Genomic DNA, 17,734 nt, shown 5'->3' on the forward strand with positions numbered 1-17,734 from the left:
CCAGTCATGCAACCGCCCTAGAGCCTGCGGCGTGATCGAAGCAAGGACAACGCGCGCGCTGCGCGCCGCAATCGCCGCAATCATGCTGCTCGTCGCGGGTTGGGCGGGGTTGCTCCATGCGCAATCGATGCCGGAGCCCGGCGATGGCGCGGGCAACAATATCGCCGTGCAATTGCTGGCTGACGGGCCGCCGGTGGCGGGCAAGCACTGGACGCTGGCGCTCCATTTTACGCCGAAGTCAGCGGCCTGGCACGGTTATTGGGCAAATCCCGGCGATGCCGGGGAGCCGATGCGCCTGCAATGGGCTTTGCCCAAGGGCTGGAATGCGGGCGATCCTCGCTACCCGGTTCCGCAACTGCTCGATATCGCCGGGCTGGCGAATTACGTGTTCGAAGGGCCTTATACCGTCCTTGTGCCGATCGCGGTGCCTGAAGGTGCCGATGTGGCCAATGCGCCGCCGATATCGCTGCGGCTCGATTATCTCGCCTGCACCGACAAGATATGCGTGCCGGAGCGCGCGAAGCTGACGCTTTATCCGGGGCAGGCCAAGAGCGATGCCCGCTTCGACCAATGGCGTGCGGACATTGCACCCGATCTCGATCGCAAGGCCAGCTTTGCGATTGAGGGCAAGCAATTGCGTCTGGCAATTCCGCTGCCTGCGTCTGCGGACGTTCCATCGCCGCATGTGTTTATCGAGAACCGCGATCTGGTGTCCTACAGCGCGCCGCAAAGCTTCCATCGCAAGGGCAATTTCCTCCTCGCCGATATTCCGTTGGGAGCCGGCGACGCGCCGCAGACCGTTACGGGTATCCTCAAGCTGAGCGATGGGCAGGGGGTCCGCTTTGCTGCAGATCCGGGCGTCGTCCCAAGTGGCGGGACCGTCGTCGGCGCATCGGCGGCGGGCCTGCCTTCCGTGTGGTGGGCGCTGGTCGGTGCATTCCTCGGCGGCTTGATCCTCAACATCATGCCTTGCGTGTTCCCGATACTGAGTCTCAAGGCGCTTGCGCTGGCCCGCGCCGGGGGCGAGGAAAGCGGCGCAAGACGAGATGCCCTGGCCTATACGGCGGGCGTGGTGCTGGCCTGCCTCGCGTTGGGCGCGTTGATGCTCGCGCTGCGCGCCGGTGGGGAGCAGATCGGCTGGGCGTTCCAGTTGCAACAGCCTGCCGTGGTCGTCGCGCTACTCGTACTGGCGGTGGCGATCACCGCCAATTTCCTCGGCGCATTCGAGATTCCCGGGATCGCGATTTCGGGTGCCGCGGGCAGCGGCAGCGGATCTTTCGCGACCGGCCTGTTGGCGGCCTTCGTCGCCACGCCGTGCACCGGACCGTTCATGGCGGCGGCGCTGGGGGCCGCATTGCTGCTGCCATGGGGCGAGGCGCTGGTGCTGTTCGGCGCGCTGGGGCTAGGGCTGGCGTTCCCGTTCCTGCTGCTCGGCTTCGTGCCGCCGCTGCGCCGCTTGCTGCCGAGACCGGGTCAGTGGATGGTGACGTTCCGCCGAATACTTGCCGTACCCATGGCGCTCACCGCGCTGGCGCTTGCATGGCTATGCTGGCGACTTGGTGGTGTGGGATTCGCGCTGGCCGGGCTGGCGATGGCCGGCCTGATCGTTTTCGGTCTAAGCCTGTTTTGGAACCCTGCACTGAAAACACGGCGACGGAGCGCTGCCTCTGTGGCGGCGATCGCAGTCGCGGTATTCGCTCTGGCAATCGGAATGCCGAAACTGGTTCACCCGCCAGGCGCCGCCGAGAGCGACGTGATTGCCGCACAGCCGTTTTCGCAGGCGGCGCTGGCCAAGGCGCGCGCTTCGGGCAAGCCGGTCTTCGTATGGTTCACCGCGGACTGGTGCCTGACCTGCAAGGTCAACGAGCGTACATCGATCGAGCGCGAGGCGACCCGCGTCGCTTTCGACAAGGCCGGAGTGGTGCCGATGGTAGGCGACTGGACGCGGCGCGATCCCGAAATCACCGCCTTCCTGACCCAGCATGGCGCAGCGGGCGTGCCGCTGTATCTGTGGTATCCTGCGGGCGGTGGCGCGCCGCAACAATTGCCGCAGGTGCTTACTCCGTCGCTGCTGGAGTCGCTGGCTCAGGGGACTGCGCCCGGCACAGGCGGATCAGCTCGCCCGGAAGCGGGCTAGCGTTCAGGATCACCGATCCAGCACCCGGCACGGTGGCTTCGACACGGTGCGATCCAGTGAGGGCTTCGAGCGCCTCGTCGTGCGGATTGACCGAGCCGCGCCACAGCCATGCGTCGCCATCGCGCACCGCGTCGATCGTCAGCCGCGAGACATGGCCATTGCCGATCAGCGCGAGGATGGCCTGTGCATCGCGATCGGCAGCGGCAAAACGGGTGTAGGTAATGGCAGCGGAGGCTCCCTTGCCACTGCATTCGAGCGCCATCAGCGGCGGCTGGCCGGGTTTGCCGTAAAGCAATCGTTCGACACGTTTGGGGCTGGGCACCCAGATCGCCCCCTTGCTGTCGGGCGAGGCGATAGGAGGCGAGGGGGCCTGACGCTGCGAAATGCCCACCCGCTCGACATAATTGTCGGCTGCCGGGGGTTTGCATCCGGCCAGCGACAGTAAGGCCAGCAAAGCGGCCATTCGTAGTTTAGCGGAGTGGACCCTGATATGCATCGGCGGGCGCTATGCCATCGCAGCGCCCGCCGGTAAATCGTTACAAAAGCGGTATTCCTCAGCGGCCTTATTTGTACGTTGCCATGATATCGCGGCGTAGTGGCTCCTGATTGTCGGGCCTTGCGTAGAACATGTGACCGCCCGGATACATGTGCAGCTTGATCCGGTTTTGGACGCCGAAGGTCGGCATTTGCGCGATGATCAGCTTCGATGCGAAATAGGGGCAGGACAAATCGTCCCAGCCATGCACGATGTTGACCGTCATCTTCGGATCGATGGCGATGGCCTTGCGCAGATCCTTCACCGGAGTGTCGGTGTTGTCGCGCTTCCAGTTCTGGTTCACCTCGTAGGACAGCGCATTGTACGGTGCATCGACGTCCCAGCCCACCACGCGGGTCACGAAATCGACCATCGCCGAGGTGGTCGGCGCGATCAGCGTGTTGAGCAACGGATCGTTGTATTCCGGATATGCGCTGGCCGGGAAGGGGTCGTAGACTGTGTAGTTGGAATCATACACCGATCCGATCTTGCCCTGATCGCGACGGATGTCGCGCAGATAGGTGCCGATGTCGATCCGCCCGTTCATCCTGCGGACCATGGCGGGATCTAGCCCGGTCAGCTCTGCGACTTTGGCCGAGAGGCGATCGGTCGCCGCCTTGTCCTTCGGTCCGGCGAGGAAATCGGTCACGAACTGGGTGCGGACATATTCTTCGACCGGGTTCATCAGCGCCGCGTCGAGATGCTTGCCTTCACGCTCGAAATGACCGGCCGCCATGGCCGGCAGGTTGATCATCCACGGCAGCGGCGAAAGCGAATCCGCTTCCCCGATGGCGGGCGGGTCGAGATAGGGCGACACCATTGTCATGCCCGAAATGCCGACGCCCACCTGCGTTTCCAGGTGATAGGCCAGGCGCGGCAGACGATAGCCCCCGTAGCTTTCACCCACGAGGTATTTCGGGCTCTCCATCCGCTTGTTCTGGAGCAACCAGTTGTAGACCACGCGGCTGAGGTAATCGATGTCCTTGTCCGCGGTGTAGAAGTCTTTCTTGGTCTGGTCGGGATCAACGCGGCTGCGCGAAAAGCCGGTTCCGATCGGGTCGATGAACACCAGATCGGTGAAGTCGAGCCACGACCCGGCGTTGTCGGTCAGCACCGGGCTGTCGGACGGGGTATCGCCTTCCGCGCCGAACTGGACCCGCTTGGGCCCGATCGCGCCGAGATTGAGATAGACCGAGGATGCCCCCGGGCCGCCATTGAAGGCAAAGGTAACCGGGCGGTTCCGCGCCGCACCGGGCACGGTGTAGGCGGTGTAAACGACCTCGCCGATCGTTTTTCCCTTGGAATCCTTGACCGGGATCGAGCCGACCGTGGCGGTATAATTGACGCGCTTTCCGCCGATCACCGCCGACTGCTGGACCGATTTGGCTGCCGGGAAGGGTTTGAAGTCCTTGGCATAACCTTCGCCTTCACTTTTGGCGGCAGCGTCCTTGTCTTGCGCGTGCAGGGCAATCATCGGGGTGCTGGCGCCCAGCGCAAGTGCGAGGCAGGCGGCGATCATTCGGCTCATGGATATTCCCTTTGGTGCAACGGCGTCTGATGCGCCTTTATTCAATCTGCGGTAAGCGCACGAACTGTGCGCCGCAAGGCTATTGGCCCGCTGTTTTCCAGTCTCAGCTCGGCTTCATGAACTTGAGGATGAAGCGATCCGTTTTTCCGCGAATGGCGGGATCGAAGACCGGCTTGGTGTGATCATCCTGCTGATTGGCGAGCATGTCGTTCGACCCGACGAAACGAAAACCGGCGCTTTCGAAATCGGCCCGCACAACCGAGGGCGCGATGCGGTGCAATTTGTCGACGATCGCGCGCGTGTCACCTTTGGGGCCAACGTGGTCGATGATACCCACCACACCGCCGGGCTTCATCGCCTTGTACAAGGCGCGCACGAAGGCGCGCGGATCGGACACCGGGACGTCATATTTGTCGGATTTCCAATAGAGATCATGATAATTGAGGTTCATGATCGCGAAATTGAACTGATCGGGCGCCGGGGTGAATCCCTGGTAAGGATAGCTGGTCAAGGTGACCACCGGCACGCGCGCCTGCATATCTTCCAGCGTCAACCGGACCTTGTCATTCTTCATGAACTGCTGCGGCTCGAAGGCGGTTACCGAACCCGTCGGCCCCACGACATGCGCCATGATTTCAGCCCAGTAGCCTCTGCCGGTCATCAGATCCGCCGCGCTCATCGCCGGCTTGAGGCCAAGCCAGGCGAGAACCTGCGCGGGTTTGCGCTGACCATCGAGTTTACGCGCGTCGGCGGGGCGATCGGGTGCGGCAACGGCGGCTGCATAGACCGAGGCGGTTTTCGCGGCGTGCGGCTTTGACGCTGGCGGGCTGGCGGCGGTGAGGGCGACAGCGCAGCCCAGAGCGAACGGAGCAAGGATTAGTGAGGCACGGCGGGTCATGGACGATCTCCCAAAATCGCGAACCGTGATCCAAGCCCTCCCGCCGCGGTTTGGCAAGGTCGAAATACCAAGGATCGACGAACGAACGAAGCGATTGGCCGAACGTCATGACACCGCGAACGACCGGCTCAGGGCTTGCCGCCCATCCGCTTGTACCGTGTCTTGCCATAGCGCGTTTTGCGCGTCCCCGGCTTGCCCTCGTTGCTGCGGCCCAAGCGTGGGGCGGCCTTGGCGTCGTCGGGCAGGCCCAATTCGTCGTTTTCGAGGCGGCGGATCTCGTCGCGCAACCGGCCTGCCTCTTCGAATTCGAGGTCGGCGGCGGCTTCGCGCATCCGTTTCTCCAAGTCCTCGATATAGCTGCGCAGATTGTGGCCGACGAGGTTGTTGCGTTCCGGATCGCCGGTGTCGACCGTTACCCCGTCCTGCGAGGCGGTATGGGCGACAATGTCCTGAATACCACGGATGATCGTGGTCGGGGTGATCCCGTGTTCCTCGTTGTAGGCGCGCTGCTTTTCGCGCCGTCGCTCGGTCTCTGCCATGGCGCGTTCCATGCTGCCGGTGATGCGGTCGGCGTAGAGGATTACGCGCCCATCGACATTGCGCGCGGCGCGGCCAATGGTCTGGATCAACGAGGTTTCGGAACGCAGGAAACCTTCCTTATCGGCGTCGAGAATGCACACCAGCCCGCATTCTGGAATGTCGAGCCCTTCGCGCAGCAGATTGATGCCGACCAGCACATCGTAAACGCCAAGCCGCAGATCGCGGATCAGTTCGATGCGCTCCAGCGTTTCGACGTCCGAGTGCATATAGCGCACGCGCACGCCCGCCTCGTGCATGAACTCGGTCAGATCCTCGGCCATCCGCTTGGTCAGCGTGGTGACGAGCGTGCGATAGCCTTTCTTCGCGGTGGCGAGGCATTCCTGGATGCAGTCCTGCACCTGATCCTCGACTGGGCGGATTTCGACCGGCGGGTCGATCAGGCCGGTGGGGCGGATGACCTGCTCTGCGAACACACCGCCGGTCTGCTCCATCTCCCATGTGCCGGGCGTTGCCGACACGCAGAACGTCTGCGGGCGCATCGCGTCCCATTCGTTGAAGCGCAAGGGGCGGTTGTCGATGCAGCTCGGCAGGCGGAAGCCGTATTCGGCGAGCGTGATCTTGCGGCGGTGGTCGCCGCGCGCCATCGCGCCGATCTGTGGCACGGTCTGGTGGCTCTCGTCGACGAACAGCAGCGCGTTCTCGGGCAGGTATTCGAACAGCGTCGGCGGCGGTTCGCCGGGCAGGCGGCCGGTGAGGAAGCGGCTGTAGTTCTCGATCCCCGCGCATGATCCGGTGGCAGCGATCATCTCGAGGTCGAAATTGGTCCGCTGTTCGAGCCGCTGGGCTTCGAGCAACCGGCCTTCCTCGTTCAATTCTTTCAGTCTTTCGGCGAGTTCGAAGCGGATCGCCTCGCTCGCCTGCTTCATCGTCGGGCCGGGCGTGACATAGTGCGAATTGGCGTAAACCCGCACTTTCTCAAGGCTCGCGCCCTTCTTGCCGGTCAGCGGATCGAACTCGCTGATTTCCTCGATCTCGTCACCAAAGAAGCTGATGCGCCAGGCCATGTCTTCATAGTGCGAGGGGAAAATCTCGAGATTGTCGCCGCGCACGCGGAAGGTGCCACGGGTGAAGGCGGCATCGTTGCGTTTGTATTGCAGCGCAACCAGCTTGCGGATGATCTCGCGCTGGTCCTGCGTTTCGCCCTGCTTGAGGTCGAAGATCATCGCCGAATAGGTTTCGACCGAGCCGATGCCATAGAGGCACGACACCGAGGCGACGATGATTACGTCATCGCGTTCGAGCAGTGCACGGGTGGCCGAATGCCGCATCCGGTCGATCGCTTCGTTCACCGAGCTTTCCTTCTCGATATAGGTGTCCGAGCGCGGGACATAGGCTTCTGGCTGGTAGTAGTCGTAGTAGCTGACGAAATATTCGACCGCGTTGTTGGGAAAGAAGCTCTTGAATTCACCGTAAAGCTGCGCGGCGAGGATCTTGTTGGGCGCCAGGATCAGGGCAGGGCGCTGCAATTGTTCGATCACCTTGGCCATGGTGAAGGTCTTGCCGCTGCCGGTAACGCCGAGCAGCACCTGCGTCTGTTCGGCGTCCTGTGCGGACCCGACCAGCTCGGCGATCGCGGTCGGCTGGTCGCCGCTGGGGTCATAGTCCGACACCAGCTCGAACCGCTTGCCCGGCATCGATTTGTCAGGGCGCGTCGGACGGTGCGGGACAAACTCACCCGAGGTGTCCGGCTCGTCGAGGCCGCGGCGAATTACGAGTTCTGCCATGCGCGAACATATGGTGGACAGAACGACCTTGCGCAACGGTGCGTTTGGCTTTCGCGAATGCGCGGGTTAAGCTCGGTTTCGAAATCGGAGGGCGGAAATGATTATTCGAACAACCATTGCGATCATGATGCTCGGCGGACTGGCGGGTTGCGGCAGCAGCGGCGCGGACAATGCTGGCGGCAGTGTCAGCGCGGACAAGGTTGCTGACCGCATGGCCGATATGGTTCGCCCCGAGCCGGGCCTCTACCGCAGCACGAGCACCGTGATCTCGGTGGAGGCACCCGGCGCCCCTGACGGCGTCGCGGATATGCTCAAGAAGTCGATGAGCAGCGGACAGACCAGCGAATATTGCCTGACGCCCGAAGAGGCTGCGAAAGGTTACGAGGAAATGGCGCGGCGCGCCCAGCACGGCAATTGCACTTTCCAGCGGTTTGACGTGTCGGGTGGGAAGATCGATGCGGTGATGAACTGCGCGGCCCCGCAAGGGGGGAAGGCGCAGATCGCGCTCAACGGCACCGGGACGTCGACGTCTTCCGTCATGGATATGAAGATGCAGATGGAAGCGCCGGGGATGGGCAAGATGAACACCCATACCAAGGTTGAGAGCAAGCGGATCGGGCCTTGCCCTGCGTCATAGAAGTAGGCGCCAGATTGATTTCAGCGGGCCGGTCGTGATCGGTCGATTGTCGCCCAGCGCCAGCGTTCCGGAAACTATTGCCTTCGCCGGGCATTTCAAACGGCAAGGCAGGGGTTCTGGAGCAGATTATGCAAAAAGCACTGATGATCATCGCTGCCGGTACGTCTCTGTGCACCCTCGCGGGATGCGCTAGCGACCAATATGGTTATGGGAATTACGGCTACGGCTATAATTCCGGGTACGACTATGGCTATGCCGCGCCCTACAACGCCTATTACGATGGCTATTACGGCCCGATCTACGATGGCTACTGGGGCACGAACGGCACGTTTTATTACCGCACCAGCCGCAATGAACGCGCCTATCGTGCCGGCGACCACGCTCACTTCCGCCGCGACCGTGGGGATGGCCATCACTGGCGCGAATGGCGTGGATCGGTAAAGCCGCAGCGCGGTTACAGAATGCCGCATTATCGCCATCCGGACCATGACGGGGACCACGATCGCGGTAGTCATCGCGGTAGCCATCGCGGACATCGCGACCATGATTGACGCGGCCCGCGCCGTGGTGCGCGACATTGCCAATGTTTCGTTCGACCGAAGTCGTCCCGCAACGCGACCGTCTTCTGCTGCGGACTTGCCAAGCAAGCGCGGAACGTCGACATTGCGCCGTTCCATGGGACGCCAACTCTCTGGCATGGCCAACAAGGCCTATCGCTCGGCCTCGGATATCGGGCGGCGGCTGGCGCTTGCGCGTGAGCCCTTGCCCGAAGATGTTCGCGCTCCGCGACCACTGTTGCTGCTGGGCGAACTTGCGTGGCTGATCGAGCCGTTGCGCCGCAGCGTGCGCGAACTCGACATCGCGCCCAGCGCCAAGCCGCAGATCGTGCTGATGCTGCCCGGTTTCGGCGCGCATCCGGCGCGGCTGCGCTACATGGCGCGGCAAATCGAAAAGGCCGGGCACAAGGTCAAGCGCTGGGGGCAGGGCTTCAACATGGGTGCTACCCCAGACATCCTCGACCGGATCGAAGAACGTTTGCTGGAAATCCACGAACGCTATGGCCAGAAAGTCATGCTCGTAGGGTGGAGCCTCGGCGGCATTTACGCGCGCGAGATCGCAAAGCGCCATCCCGACAAGGTTACGCGCGTCATTACAATGGGCACGCCGTTCTCGGGCAATCCGCGTTCCAACAACGCTTGGCGCGCTTACCAGCTGGTTGCCGGTCACCGTGTCGACGAGCCGCCGATCGATTGCGTGCTGTGCGAGAAACCGCCGGTCGAAACGGTTGCCTTGTGGAGTCCGCGCGACGGCGTGGTCAATCCGCGCAGCGCCTGTGGCCGGGCGGGCGAGCGCGACCGCGCTATCGCCCTGCGCTGTACCCACATGGGCTTCGTTTATTCCAGGGAAGCAATCGAAACCGTACTACGGGAACTTGAAACAATATGAAGGTGGTGTAGCCTGCTTGCAGGAGAGGCCCTTCCACCCATCCGAATAAGGGGGTTATGAGCGGCCAGAACGAATTTTTCGACGAGATGCATGTCGGTGATGGCAGCATCCGCGACGCTTATCGGGATTACCATAAATGGTATTCCTCAAAGAGTGCCGCATTCCTCAAACGAAAGCACCGGGATGCTGAAACGTCCTTTCGCCGCACTGGCATAACCTTCAACGTCTATGGCGAAAGCGAAGCCGAAGAGCGGCTGATCCCGTTCGACATGGTCCCGCGTATCATCGATGCGGGCGAGTGGCGGCGATTGAGCCGCGGGATCGAACAGCGCGTACGCGCGCTCAATGCATTCCTCCACGATTTGTATCACCGGCAGGAGATCATCCGCGCCGGGCGCGTGCCGCAAAGGCTGCTGCGGGATAATCCCGCATGGCTGCGCAACATGGTGGGATTCACCCCACCGGGCGGCATTTATACCCATATCGTCGGGATCGACCTCGTGCGTACCGGGCCGGACGAATTCTATGTGCTGGAGGACAATGCGCGTACGCCCTCGGGCGTCTCTTACATGCTGGAAAATCGCGAAACGATGATGGCGATGTTTCCAGAGCTGTTCATGCATGTGCCGGTCGAAACCGTCTCCAACTACCCCCGTCGCCTTGCCAAGAGTCTCGCCGCCTGCGCTCCGCCCGCTACGAAAGGCAAGCCGGTGGTGGCTGTGCTCACGCCCGGAATGTACAATTCGGCGTATTTCGAACATGCCTTCCTTGCCGACCAGATGGGCGCGGAGCTGGTCGAGGGAAGCGATCTGAGAGTAATCAACGGGCGTGTCGCCATGCGGACCACGCGCGGATATCAGCCGATCGACGTGATCTATCGCCGGGTTGACGACGAATTCCTCGATCCGTTGAGCTTCAATCCCGACAGCGTGTTGGGTGTGCCGGGGATCATGGACGTCTATCGCGCCGGCGGCATCACCATCGCCAACGCGCCCGGCACCGGCGTTTCGGACGACAAGGCGATCTATTCCTTCATGCCGGAAATCGTCGAGTTCTACACCGGCGAGAAGCCGCTGCTGCCCAATGTCGAAACCTGGCGCTGCGCCGATGAAGACAGTTGCCGCTACGTGCTCGACAATCTTGCCGAGCTGGTGGTGAAAGAGGTCCACGGCTCGGGCGGTTACGGAATGCTGATCGGCCCGGCGGCAACGAAAGCGGAGCTCGCGGAGTTTCGCAAGAAGCTCGAAGCGCATCCGGAAAATTACATCGCCCAGCCGACGCTGTCGTTGTCGACCTGCCCGATCTTCACCGAGAAGGGCCTCGCGCCGCGGCACGTGGATTTGCGGCCCTTCGTGCTGGTGTCGCCCGACACGATCGACATCACGCCGGGTGGTCTCACCCGTGTTGCGATGAAAAAAGGATCGCTGGTGGTGAATTCCAGCCAGGGCGGCGGCACCAAGGACACCTGGGTGCTGAAAGACTGATGGGGGCGCACACATCATGCTAGGGCGCACAGCCAACGCGCTGTTCTGGATGTTCCGCTATCTCGAGCGGATCGAGAATACTGCGCGCATGATCGATGCCGGTATGCGCATGGCGCTGACCCGTGACGTCGTGGCGTCGGAGGAGGAATGGCGCTCGGTGATCGCGGCGGCGGGATTGCGCGAAAGCTACGATGCCCGTCATGCCACCTGCACCGGTTTGCAGGCGTGGAACTTCATGCTGCGCGACAAGGATAATCCGGCGAGCGTGCTCGCCATGTTCGCTCAGGTGCGCGAAAACGCCCGCCAGTCGCGCAACGCCGTGACGGGCGAACTGTGGGAGGCGGTCAACGACAGCTGGATCCAGATCAAGAAGCTGCTTGCCCGCCCGGTGTCCGAGCAGCGCGTGGGTGAGGCGGTCTCGATGATTCGTCAGGCAGGGACGCTGGTGCATGGTGCAATTGTCGGGACGATGCTGCGCAATGAAGGTTTCTATTTTGCCCGCGCGGGCACCTATATCGAGCGCGCCGACAATGTCGCGCGCATCCTCGACATCAAATATTTCCTCTTACTGCCCTCGCTCACTTACGTCGGCTCCAGCCTGGACACAGGACAATGGGATACGATCCTGCGCTCGGTATCGGGCGATCGCGCGTATCGCTGGCTCAATGCGGGGCAGATCGATGCGAAGCGGATCGTCGAGTTCCTCGTGCTCGACACGCGTTTCCCGCGCAGCCTGGCCTTCAGCCATGGCGCCCTGCGCGAACACCTCGCAGCGCTCGCCCGCATTCATGGCAATGAGTGCAAGGCCAACGAGTTGATGCGCGAAGCCGACACGCGCCTTTCGAAAATCGGGATCGACGATGTGTTCGACCGTGGGCTCCATGAATTCCTGGTCGAATTCACCAAGATGAACACCGCGATCGGTCTGGCGATTGCCGAAGAATACAGGTTTCACGCCTGATGCGCCTCGCGATCCGCCATACCACCCGCTATCGCTTCGACGAGCCGGTAATCCACGCGCTCCAGCGCCTGCGCCTTACGCCCAAGGCGACGCAGGGGCAGGAGATTATCGACTGGAAGATGCGCTATGAGAACGCGGACTGGCAGCTCGAATACGAAGATCAACACTATAATACGGTGACGTTGATCGCGGTCCAACCGGGAGTGCAAGACCTCTCTGTCACGTGTGAGGGAACGGTCGACACGCATGATTTTGCCGGAGTGATCGGCCAACATTCAGGGCATTTGCCTTTGTGGAGCTTTTGCGGGCAGACAGCATTGACCCGCCCCGGCTCGACGATGCGCGCGCTGCTGCGCGAGTTGAAGGAACAGCGGGACGATCCGCTGGAACTGCTCCATCGCGCCTCGGCGGCTATCCTCGATCGTGTGCCCTGGACAACGGGTGCAACCGATGTTGGCACGACGGCTGAGGAGTCCTTGGCCATGGGCAAAGGCGTCTGTCAGGACCACGCGCACATCTTTATCGGGCTCGCCCGTGCGCTCGACATCCCGGCACGATACGTCAGTGGCTATTTGATGATGGACGATCGGGTGGATCAGGAAGCGACCCATGCCTGGGCCGAGGCGCATGTCGAAGGGCTGGGCTGGGTCGGGTTCGACATTTCCAACGGCATCAGTCCCGATCCGCGCTATGTCCGCGCCGCTACTGGGCGCGATTACACCGAAGCCGCTCCTGTTGCGGGAATCAGCATCGGTGGTACCACGCAGGCGCTTGAAGTTGCCGTCGCGGTCGAGCATCAGCAGGTCGATCAGTAAGGGACCTACATGACGTATTGCGTGGGAATAATGCTCGACAAGGGCCTCGTGTTGATGAGCGACACGCGAACCAATTCGGGCGTCGATAATATCTCTGTATTCAAGAAGATGTTTCACTGGCGAGTGCCGGGGGAGCGAATCATAACGCTGATGACGGCAGGCAATTTGGCCACCACGCAAGCGGTGGTCAGCCAGCTGGAGGAACGCACCAAGGAACCTGACGAGCGGGACAATGTGATCCTCAAGGCTCCCACCATGTTCCAGGTGGCGACCGAGATCGGGCGATTGTTACGTACCACCATTTCCAGTCGGCAGGATGCCAACGGCCAGCGGGGGGAAGGGCGCTTCACCGCCTCCATCATCGTCGCGGGCCAGATCGCCGGGATGGAGCCGCGACTGTTCCTGATCTATCCCGAGGGCAATTTCATCGAAGCGGGATCGGACACGCCGTTTTTCCAGATCGGCGAGACCAAATATGGCCGCCCGATCCTGCTGCGCGCCTATGACCGGACGATGAGCATGGAGGATGCGGTCAAGCTGCTGATGGTGTCGTTCGATTCGACCCTGAAGGCGAATCTATCTGTCGGTTTGCCTTTGGACCTGATGGTCATCGAGCGGGACAGCTATGAACCCAGCCATGTCCGCCGGATCGCCCATGACGATCCCTATTTCCAGGTGATATCGAGCAATTGGGCCAACGCGCTCAAAAGTGCATTCGACTCGCTCCCGGATTATAGTTTTTATAACCATTGAATCGTAGCTGGAGCGCGACTTGTTTCGTATCGCAGCGCCTCTGGCGAATTATTTGATCCAATCCGGATTATGGTAATCGCCGGGTTAAGGCCACTATATGCGGTCATTCCTAGGTAATCACTCCGAAGCGGAATTTACCTAAAACGCCAACTCTACTTCCTAGTCGTGAGCATGCTCATGGAGGAGGTTTAACATGGCGAAAGACACGACTCTCCACATTATTGCACGATCAAGCGCAGAGCGAGCGACGCAGGCCCGCATCGGTTTTGATCTTGGATATCACGCGGAGATTTACAATGATCCGACCGAGCTGGAGGCGCATGTCCCGACCAGCGGCGTGATCATTCTGGAAGACTGCGAAGGTCCGGGCAGCCTGGTGGACATCGTGGCTGCGCTGGAGCGCGCCGGACAATGGTTGCCGATAATAGTTACCGGTGCCGCACCTGCTCCGCGTCGCGTCGTGGAAGCGATAAAGGAAGGCGCGCTCGACTACATCGAACTGCCGCTCACCAAAAGCCGGTTGGCGTCCTCGCTTGAGGTCATCGAGCAGGAAGCAGGTCCATATTGCGACGCACGACGCCGTGTCATCGAGGCGCGCAAGCGGCTCGAGAACCTGACGCCACGCGAACGCGAGGTGTTGGACTGGCTGACCCAGGGATCGAGCAACAAGGTAATCGCGCGCGAGCTGGATATCAGCCCGCGGACCGTCGAGATCCACCGCGCCAATATGATGTCCAAGCTCGGGGCTTCGCATTCTGCGGAAGCCGTGCGCCTTTGCCTTGAAGCGAATATGGCCGTCGGTATCGCTACGTCGCTCACCGCTCATCGCAATGCGGAACCGTCCATGCTTGAGGTGGGAAACGCTTCAGGTGATTCCGCTACGATCGTCATGGAACCGCACCGCCTGTTTGCCTGATCGGGTGGAAGTCTCCTCCCGAGGCTACCGGCAATAGGCCTTGCCGGTAGCCTCAAGGTGGAAATGGTTCTGGTGTGCCGAATTGTAATCCGGGCCAAGCACAGTTCCGAAGCGTTTGCAGGCGCTTTTGTGGATCACTTGAAGGAATTTGCGTTCGGCCGGAGTGCCTTCTGACCAATCGGCCTTGACGCTGATCCGGCGACCGTCGGCGAGATCGAAAGCGGAGACATCGATAGCCTGTGCCCGTGAATGGGCGGACATGCGGTTCGACCCGGCAATCGTGCGGCAGGAATAGCTGCCCATCGTCTCTATTCGTTTGAGCGGACTTCCGAGGATCTGGCGCGCCGCACGATCGACGCCATAGCGCGCCCAGCCGGCGAAAGTTTCCGCCAGCGGGCAGGTCACCGGGCCAAGATTTGTGAGCGAGAAATCGCCCCGATCCCCGGCAAGATCCTCCAGCCGCACGGTGTTAACGGTCGAACACCCACCACCGTAATAGCGATCTGGCAAGGGTATGAACTGCGTACCTGTCGCGCCGAGCTGGGCCAGGCATTGAGCATCACCGGGGTGAGCGGTGGTTGCCGAAATCCCCGTCTGCTGCGCGGGCCGACCTTGGCGACTTTGCGGGATGCTGCCGCAAGCCGTCACCAGCATCGTCGCAGCGGCGAGGCATATAAGTCTTACAGATAACATCGAATGACCCACATGACAGGCTGAATCTAGACACAGGATTGACGTTTGTCATTTAGTTATTTAGCTAAATTCCTATGCCGAGTGTGTTCGATGCTCTTTCGCACCCGATCCGTCGTGATGTGCTGGAACTGTTGAAGCGCGGCGGAATGTCGGCGGGCGCTCTGGCCGATCATTTCGACGTTTCCAAGCCCACCATGTCAGCCCACTTTGCCAAACTGCGCGAAGCCGGGCTGATCCAGGGCGAGCAGTGCGGCGGCCACATCATCTACACGCTCAACCTGTCCACGCTCGAAGAGGCGCTACACGGCTTTATGTCGCGCATGGGCATGAACCTCACCATTCCGGAGGACGACCAATGAAAACCAAGGGCCTGCTTATCGCGTCGCTGGTGGTTGCTGTATTGATGGCAGGGTTCGCGGTGCTGACGGCGCAACGCCTCCCTCCGGGAACCATGCTGCCGACGCACTGGAATGCCGCCGGTCAGCCGGACAATTTCGCGCCCGCCCTCAAGGCATTGCTGATGCCGCCCGCAATCGCTGCGGGGCTTGGCGTGTTTTTCTCGATCATTCCCCGCATCGAGCCTTTGCAGGACCGTCTCGAACAATCATCCGCACTGTTCAGGACTGCCTGGCTGGGTGTCCTCGGCGTTATGATCGTGGTGCAGCTGGCTATCGGCCTGCCCGGCTGGGGCGTCACCCTGCCGGTCAACGCGATCATACTGGCAATCGGGGTGATGTTCATCGTTCTGGGCAATGCGCTCCCCAAGAGCCGCCCCGGCTTCTTCGTCGGTATTCGTACGCCCTGGACGCTGACCGATACAGACGTGTGGATTGCTACGCACCGGCTTGGCGGCAAGCTGATGATGCTTGCTGGCCTGGCGATCGTTATCGCCAGCCTGCTACCCATCCAGCCGCAGAATACGGCAATCGTCGTGCTGGTGTCCGTCGGGATCGCAGCGCTGATCCCGACGGTTTACAGCTGGTGGCTGTGGCACCAGAAAAAGGCGCGCGGAGAGCTTTCGCCTCAGGACAAGGCGACACGTGGCTGAGAGCGGGTCATCCCGCTCACCACCACAATCGCGATCCAGGCGGTGATGAAGCCCGGTACGATCTCGTAAAGGCCAGCGCTCATGCCCGGAAGGTGCTGATCCCAGCCCAGCGCGATCCATCCGGCGACGACCACTGCCCCGGTGACCAGACCGGCAACTGCGCCAGCACCGGTCATCCGCTTCCATGTCAGCGCCAGCAGGATCAGTGGTCCGAATGCCGCACCGAAGCCAGCCCAGGCGTGCGACACCAGGTCGAGCACGCCGCTGCTGGGATTGCGCGCGATCAGGATGCCTGCCAGCGCCACCAGCGCCACGCTGACTCGACCGACGTTGACGGCTTCGCGCTCGCTGGCGTTGCGGCGCAGGAACAGGCGGTAGAAATCCTCGGTCAGGGAAGAGGAGGAAACCAGCAGCTGTGAACTGATGGTCGACATGATCGCCGCCAGCAACGCGGCGTAGAGGAAGCCGGTGATTAGCGGATTGAACAGCAGGTCGGCGAGCATGATGAAGATCGTTTCAGGATCGTCGAGCACCAGCCCGTTACGCTGGGCATAGGCGCGCCCTGCGATACCCACACCGATCGATCCGAGCAGGCAAACGAACATCCAGCTCATCCCGATGCGGCGCGCGGCGGGTACGTCCTTGGTGCTGCGCAAGGCCATGAAACGCACGATAATGTGCGGCTGCCCGAAATAGCCCAAGCCCCATGTGATCGCGCTTATGAAGCCCAGAATGGTGAGCCCGTGCGTCAGACTGAGGAATCCCGGGACCGGAACCTGGCCGAGCGAATCCCCGCCGCTGCCACCCGGACCGAACATCACCACCAGCGGCATAACGATCAGCGCCAGCATCATGATGACGCCCTGTACGAAATCGGTCAGGCTGACGGCCAGAAAGCCACCGATCATCGTGTAGGTGAGCACCACCAGAGCAGTGATCCAGATGCCCATCTGATAGTCGCTCATCGCGGCATTCGGCAGCAGACCGGCAAAGGCAGTTTCGAACAGCTTGCCGCCGCCAACCATGCCTGACGCGGTATAGACAGTGAAGAACACAACGATCACCAGCGCCGACACAACCCGAAGCATCACCGCGCTTTCGGGGAAACGATTGGCCAGAAATTCAGGGATCGTCAGCGAGTTGTTGTATCTTTCGCTCTGTTCGCGCAGTCGTGGAGCGACGACGACCCAGTTGACGAAGGCACCCACGAACAAGCCGATGCCGATCCATGCCTGGCTGAGTCCGGCCAGATAGAGCGCGCCCGGCAACCCGAGCAGCAGCCAGCCCGACATGTCGGACGCACCTGCCGACAGCGAAGCCACCATGGGGCTGAGCCCGCGTCCGGCCAGAAGATAGCCCTCGGAGGTCTCGGTCGACTTCTTCCAGGCAAACAGCCCGATGCCGAGCATTCCAATGAAATAGATAGCGAGTGTGATCAGTGTTCCTGTCTTCATGGCGGCGCAGGTAACAAATGTTACCGGCTTTGGCCACCGTCGGTCCGGAATCGCCCTTGACGCGTGTCGTTCCGCAGCAGGTGAATGTGTCAAACGAAGCTTTTG

General features: G+C 61.6%; 17 protein-coding genes. 11 read left to right on the top strand and 6 right to left on the bottom strand.

What is annotated here, in order from left to right:
* Positions 1-31 precede the first annotated feature (31 nt).
* Positions 32-2,137, top strand: a complete 2,106-nt coding sequence (locus GRI58_RS07615) for a protein-disulfide reductase DsbD family protein (RefSeq protein WP_337190917.1) — start codon at positions 32-34, stop codon at positions 2,135-2,137.
* On the opposite strand, the gene GRI58_RS07620 is transcribed toward GRI58_RS07615, so the two are convergent.
* The 4 genes from GRI58_RS07620 to uvrB form a co-directional block, all read right to left on the bottom strand.
* On the bottom strand, positions 2,058-2,600 hold the full coding sequence (locus GRI58_RS07620; protein ID WP_160752988.1) for a hypothetical protein: 543 nt from the start codon (positions 2,598-2,600) through the stop codon (positions 2,058-2,060). The two genes, GRI58_RS07615 and GRI58_RS07620, sit on opposite strands and share 80 nt — an antisense overlap.
* A 100-nt stretch (positions 2,601-2,700) precedes the next feature.
* Positions 2,701-4,191: a S10 family peptidase gene (locus GRI58_RS07625; protein WP_419957037.1), complete on the bottom strand. Its 1,491-nt coding sequence runs from the start codon at positions 4,189-4,191 to the stop codon at positions 2,701-2,703.
* A gap of 112 nt (positions 4,192-4,303) precedes the next feature.
* On the bottom strand, positions 4,304-5,098 hold the full coding sequence (locus GRI58_RS07630; protein WP_160752990.1) for a class I SAM-dependent methyltransferase: 795 nt from the start codon (positions 5,096-5,098) through the stop codon (positions 4,304-4,306).
* Positions 5,099-5,226: 128 nt separating this feature from the next.
* Positions 5,227-7,422 (bottom strand): excinuclease ABC subunit UvrB, encoded by a 2,196-nt coding sequence (gene uvrB / locus GRI58_RS07635; protein ID WP_160752991.1) that lies wholly within the window; start codon positions 7,420-7,422, stop codon positions 5,227-5,229.
* Positions 7,423-7,519: 97 nt separating this feature from the next.
* Between uvrB and GRI58_RS07640 the strand changes: the two genes are divergently transcribed.
* The 8 genes from GRI58_RS07640 (at position 7,520) to GRI58_RS07675 (ending at position 14,434) form a co-directional block, all read left to right on the top strand.
* Positions 7,520-8,059 (top strand): DUF3617 domain-containing protein, encoded by a 540-nt coding sequence (locus tag GRI58_RS07640; protein WP_160752992.1) that lies wholly within the window; start codon positions 7,520-7,522, stop codon positions 8,057-8,059.
* 128 nt (positions 8,060-8,187) lie between these two features.
* Positions 8,188-8,610 carry a hypothetical protein gene (locus GRI58_RS07645; RefSeq protein WP_160752993.1) on the top strand — a complete coding sequence of 141 codons (423 nt, stop codon included), beginning with the start codon at positions 8,188-8,190 and terminating at the stop codon, positions 8,608-8,610.
* Positions 8,611-8,734: 124 nt separating this feature from the next.
* Positions 8,735-9,505, top strand: a complete 771-nt coding sequence (locus tag GRI58_RS07650; RefSeq protein ID WP_237452176.1) for an esterase/lipase family protein — start codon at positions 8,735-8,737, stop codon at positions 9,503-9,505.
* 56 nt (positions 9,506-9,561) lie between these two features.
* Positions 9,562-10,989, top strand: a complete 1,428-nt coding sequence (locus tag GRI58_RS07655) for a circularly permuted type 2 ATP-grasp protein (protein WP_160752994.1) — start codon at positions 9,562-9,564, stop codon at positions 10,987-10,989.
* A gap of 16 nt (positions 10,990-11,005) precedes the next feature.
* Complete coding sequence (locus GRI58_RS07660) at positions 11,006-11,950, top strand: alpha-E domain-containing protein (protein WP_160752995.1); 945 nt, start codon at positions 11,006-11,008, stop codon at positions 11,948-11,950.
* Positions 11,950-12,765, top strand: coding sequence for a transglutaminase family protein (locus GRI58_RS07665; RefSeq protein WP_160752996.1), 816 nt, complete (start codon positions 11,950-11,952; stop codon positions 12,763-12,765). Before GRI58_RS07660 ends, GRI58_RS07665 begins: the two co-directional genes overlap by 1 nt.
* A 9-nt stretch (positions 12,766-12,774) precedes the next feature.
* Entirely contained in the window at positions 12,775-13,518 is a 744-nt protein-coding gene (locus tag GRI58_RS07670; protein ID WP_160752997.1) for a proteasome-type protease, read from the top strand.
* Positions 13,519-13,711: 193 nt separating this feature from the next.
* Positions 13,712-14,434 (top strand): response regulator transcription factor, encoded by a 723-nt coding sequence (locus tag GRI58_RS07675; RefSeq protein ID WP_160752998.1) that lies wholly within the window; start codon positions 13,712-13,714, stop codon positions 14,432-14,434.
* Between the two features lie 24 nt (positions 14,435-14,458).
* On the opposite strand, the gene GRI58_RS07680 is transcribed toward GRI58_RS07675, so the two are convergent.
* Complete coding sequence (locus GRI58_RS07680) at positions 14,459-15,127, bottom strand: extensin family protein (RefSeq protein ID WP_160752999.1); 669 nt, start codon at positions 15,125-15,127, stop codon at positions 14,459-14,461.
* Positions 15,128-15,201: 74 nt separating this feature from the next.
* Here GRI58_RS07680 and GRI58_RS07685 point away from each other — a divergent pair, with 74 nt between their 5' ends.
* Both GRI58_RS07685 and GRI58_RS07690 read left to right on the top strand, forming a co-directional pair.
* Positions 15,202-15,486 (top strand): metalloregulator ArsR/SmtB family transcription factor, encoded by a 285-nt coding sequence (locus GRI58_RS07685; RefSeq protein ID WP_160753000.1) that lies wholly within the window; start codon positions 15,202-15,204, stop codon positions 15,484-15,486.
* The gene (locus tag GRI58_RS07690; RefSeq protein WP_160753001.1) at positions 15,483-16,175 is read left to right on the top strand and encodes an SdpI family protein; all 693 of its coding nucleotides are present in this window, start codon (positions 15,483-15,485) and stop codon (positions 16,173-16,175) included. Before GRI58_RS07685 ends, GRI58_RS07690 begins: the two co-directional genes overlap by 4 nt.
* Here the strand turns inward: GRI58_RS07690 and putP are convergent.
* Positions 16,151-17,629 (bottom strand): sodium/proline symporter PutP, encoded by a 1,479-nt coding sequence (putP, locus tag GRI58_RS07695; protein WP_160753002.1) that lies wholly within the window; start codon positions 17,627-17,629, stop codon positions 16,151-16,153. The two genes, GRI58_RS07690 and putP, sit on opposite strands and share 25 nt — an antisense overlap.
* Positions 17,630-17,734: the final 105 nt, after the last annotated feature.

It is taken from the genome of Qipengyuania algicida (genome assembly GCF_009828025.1).
Lineage (GTDB): Bacteria > Pseudomonadota > Alphaproteobacteria > Sphingomonadales > Sphingomonadaceae > Qipengyuania > Qipengyuania algicida.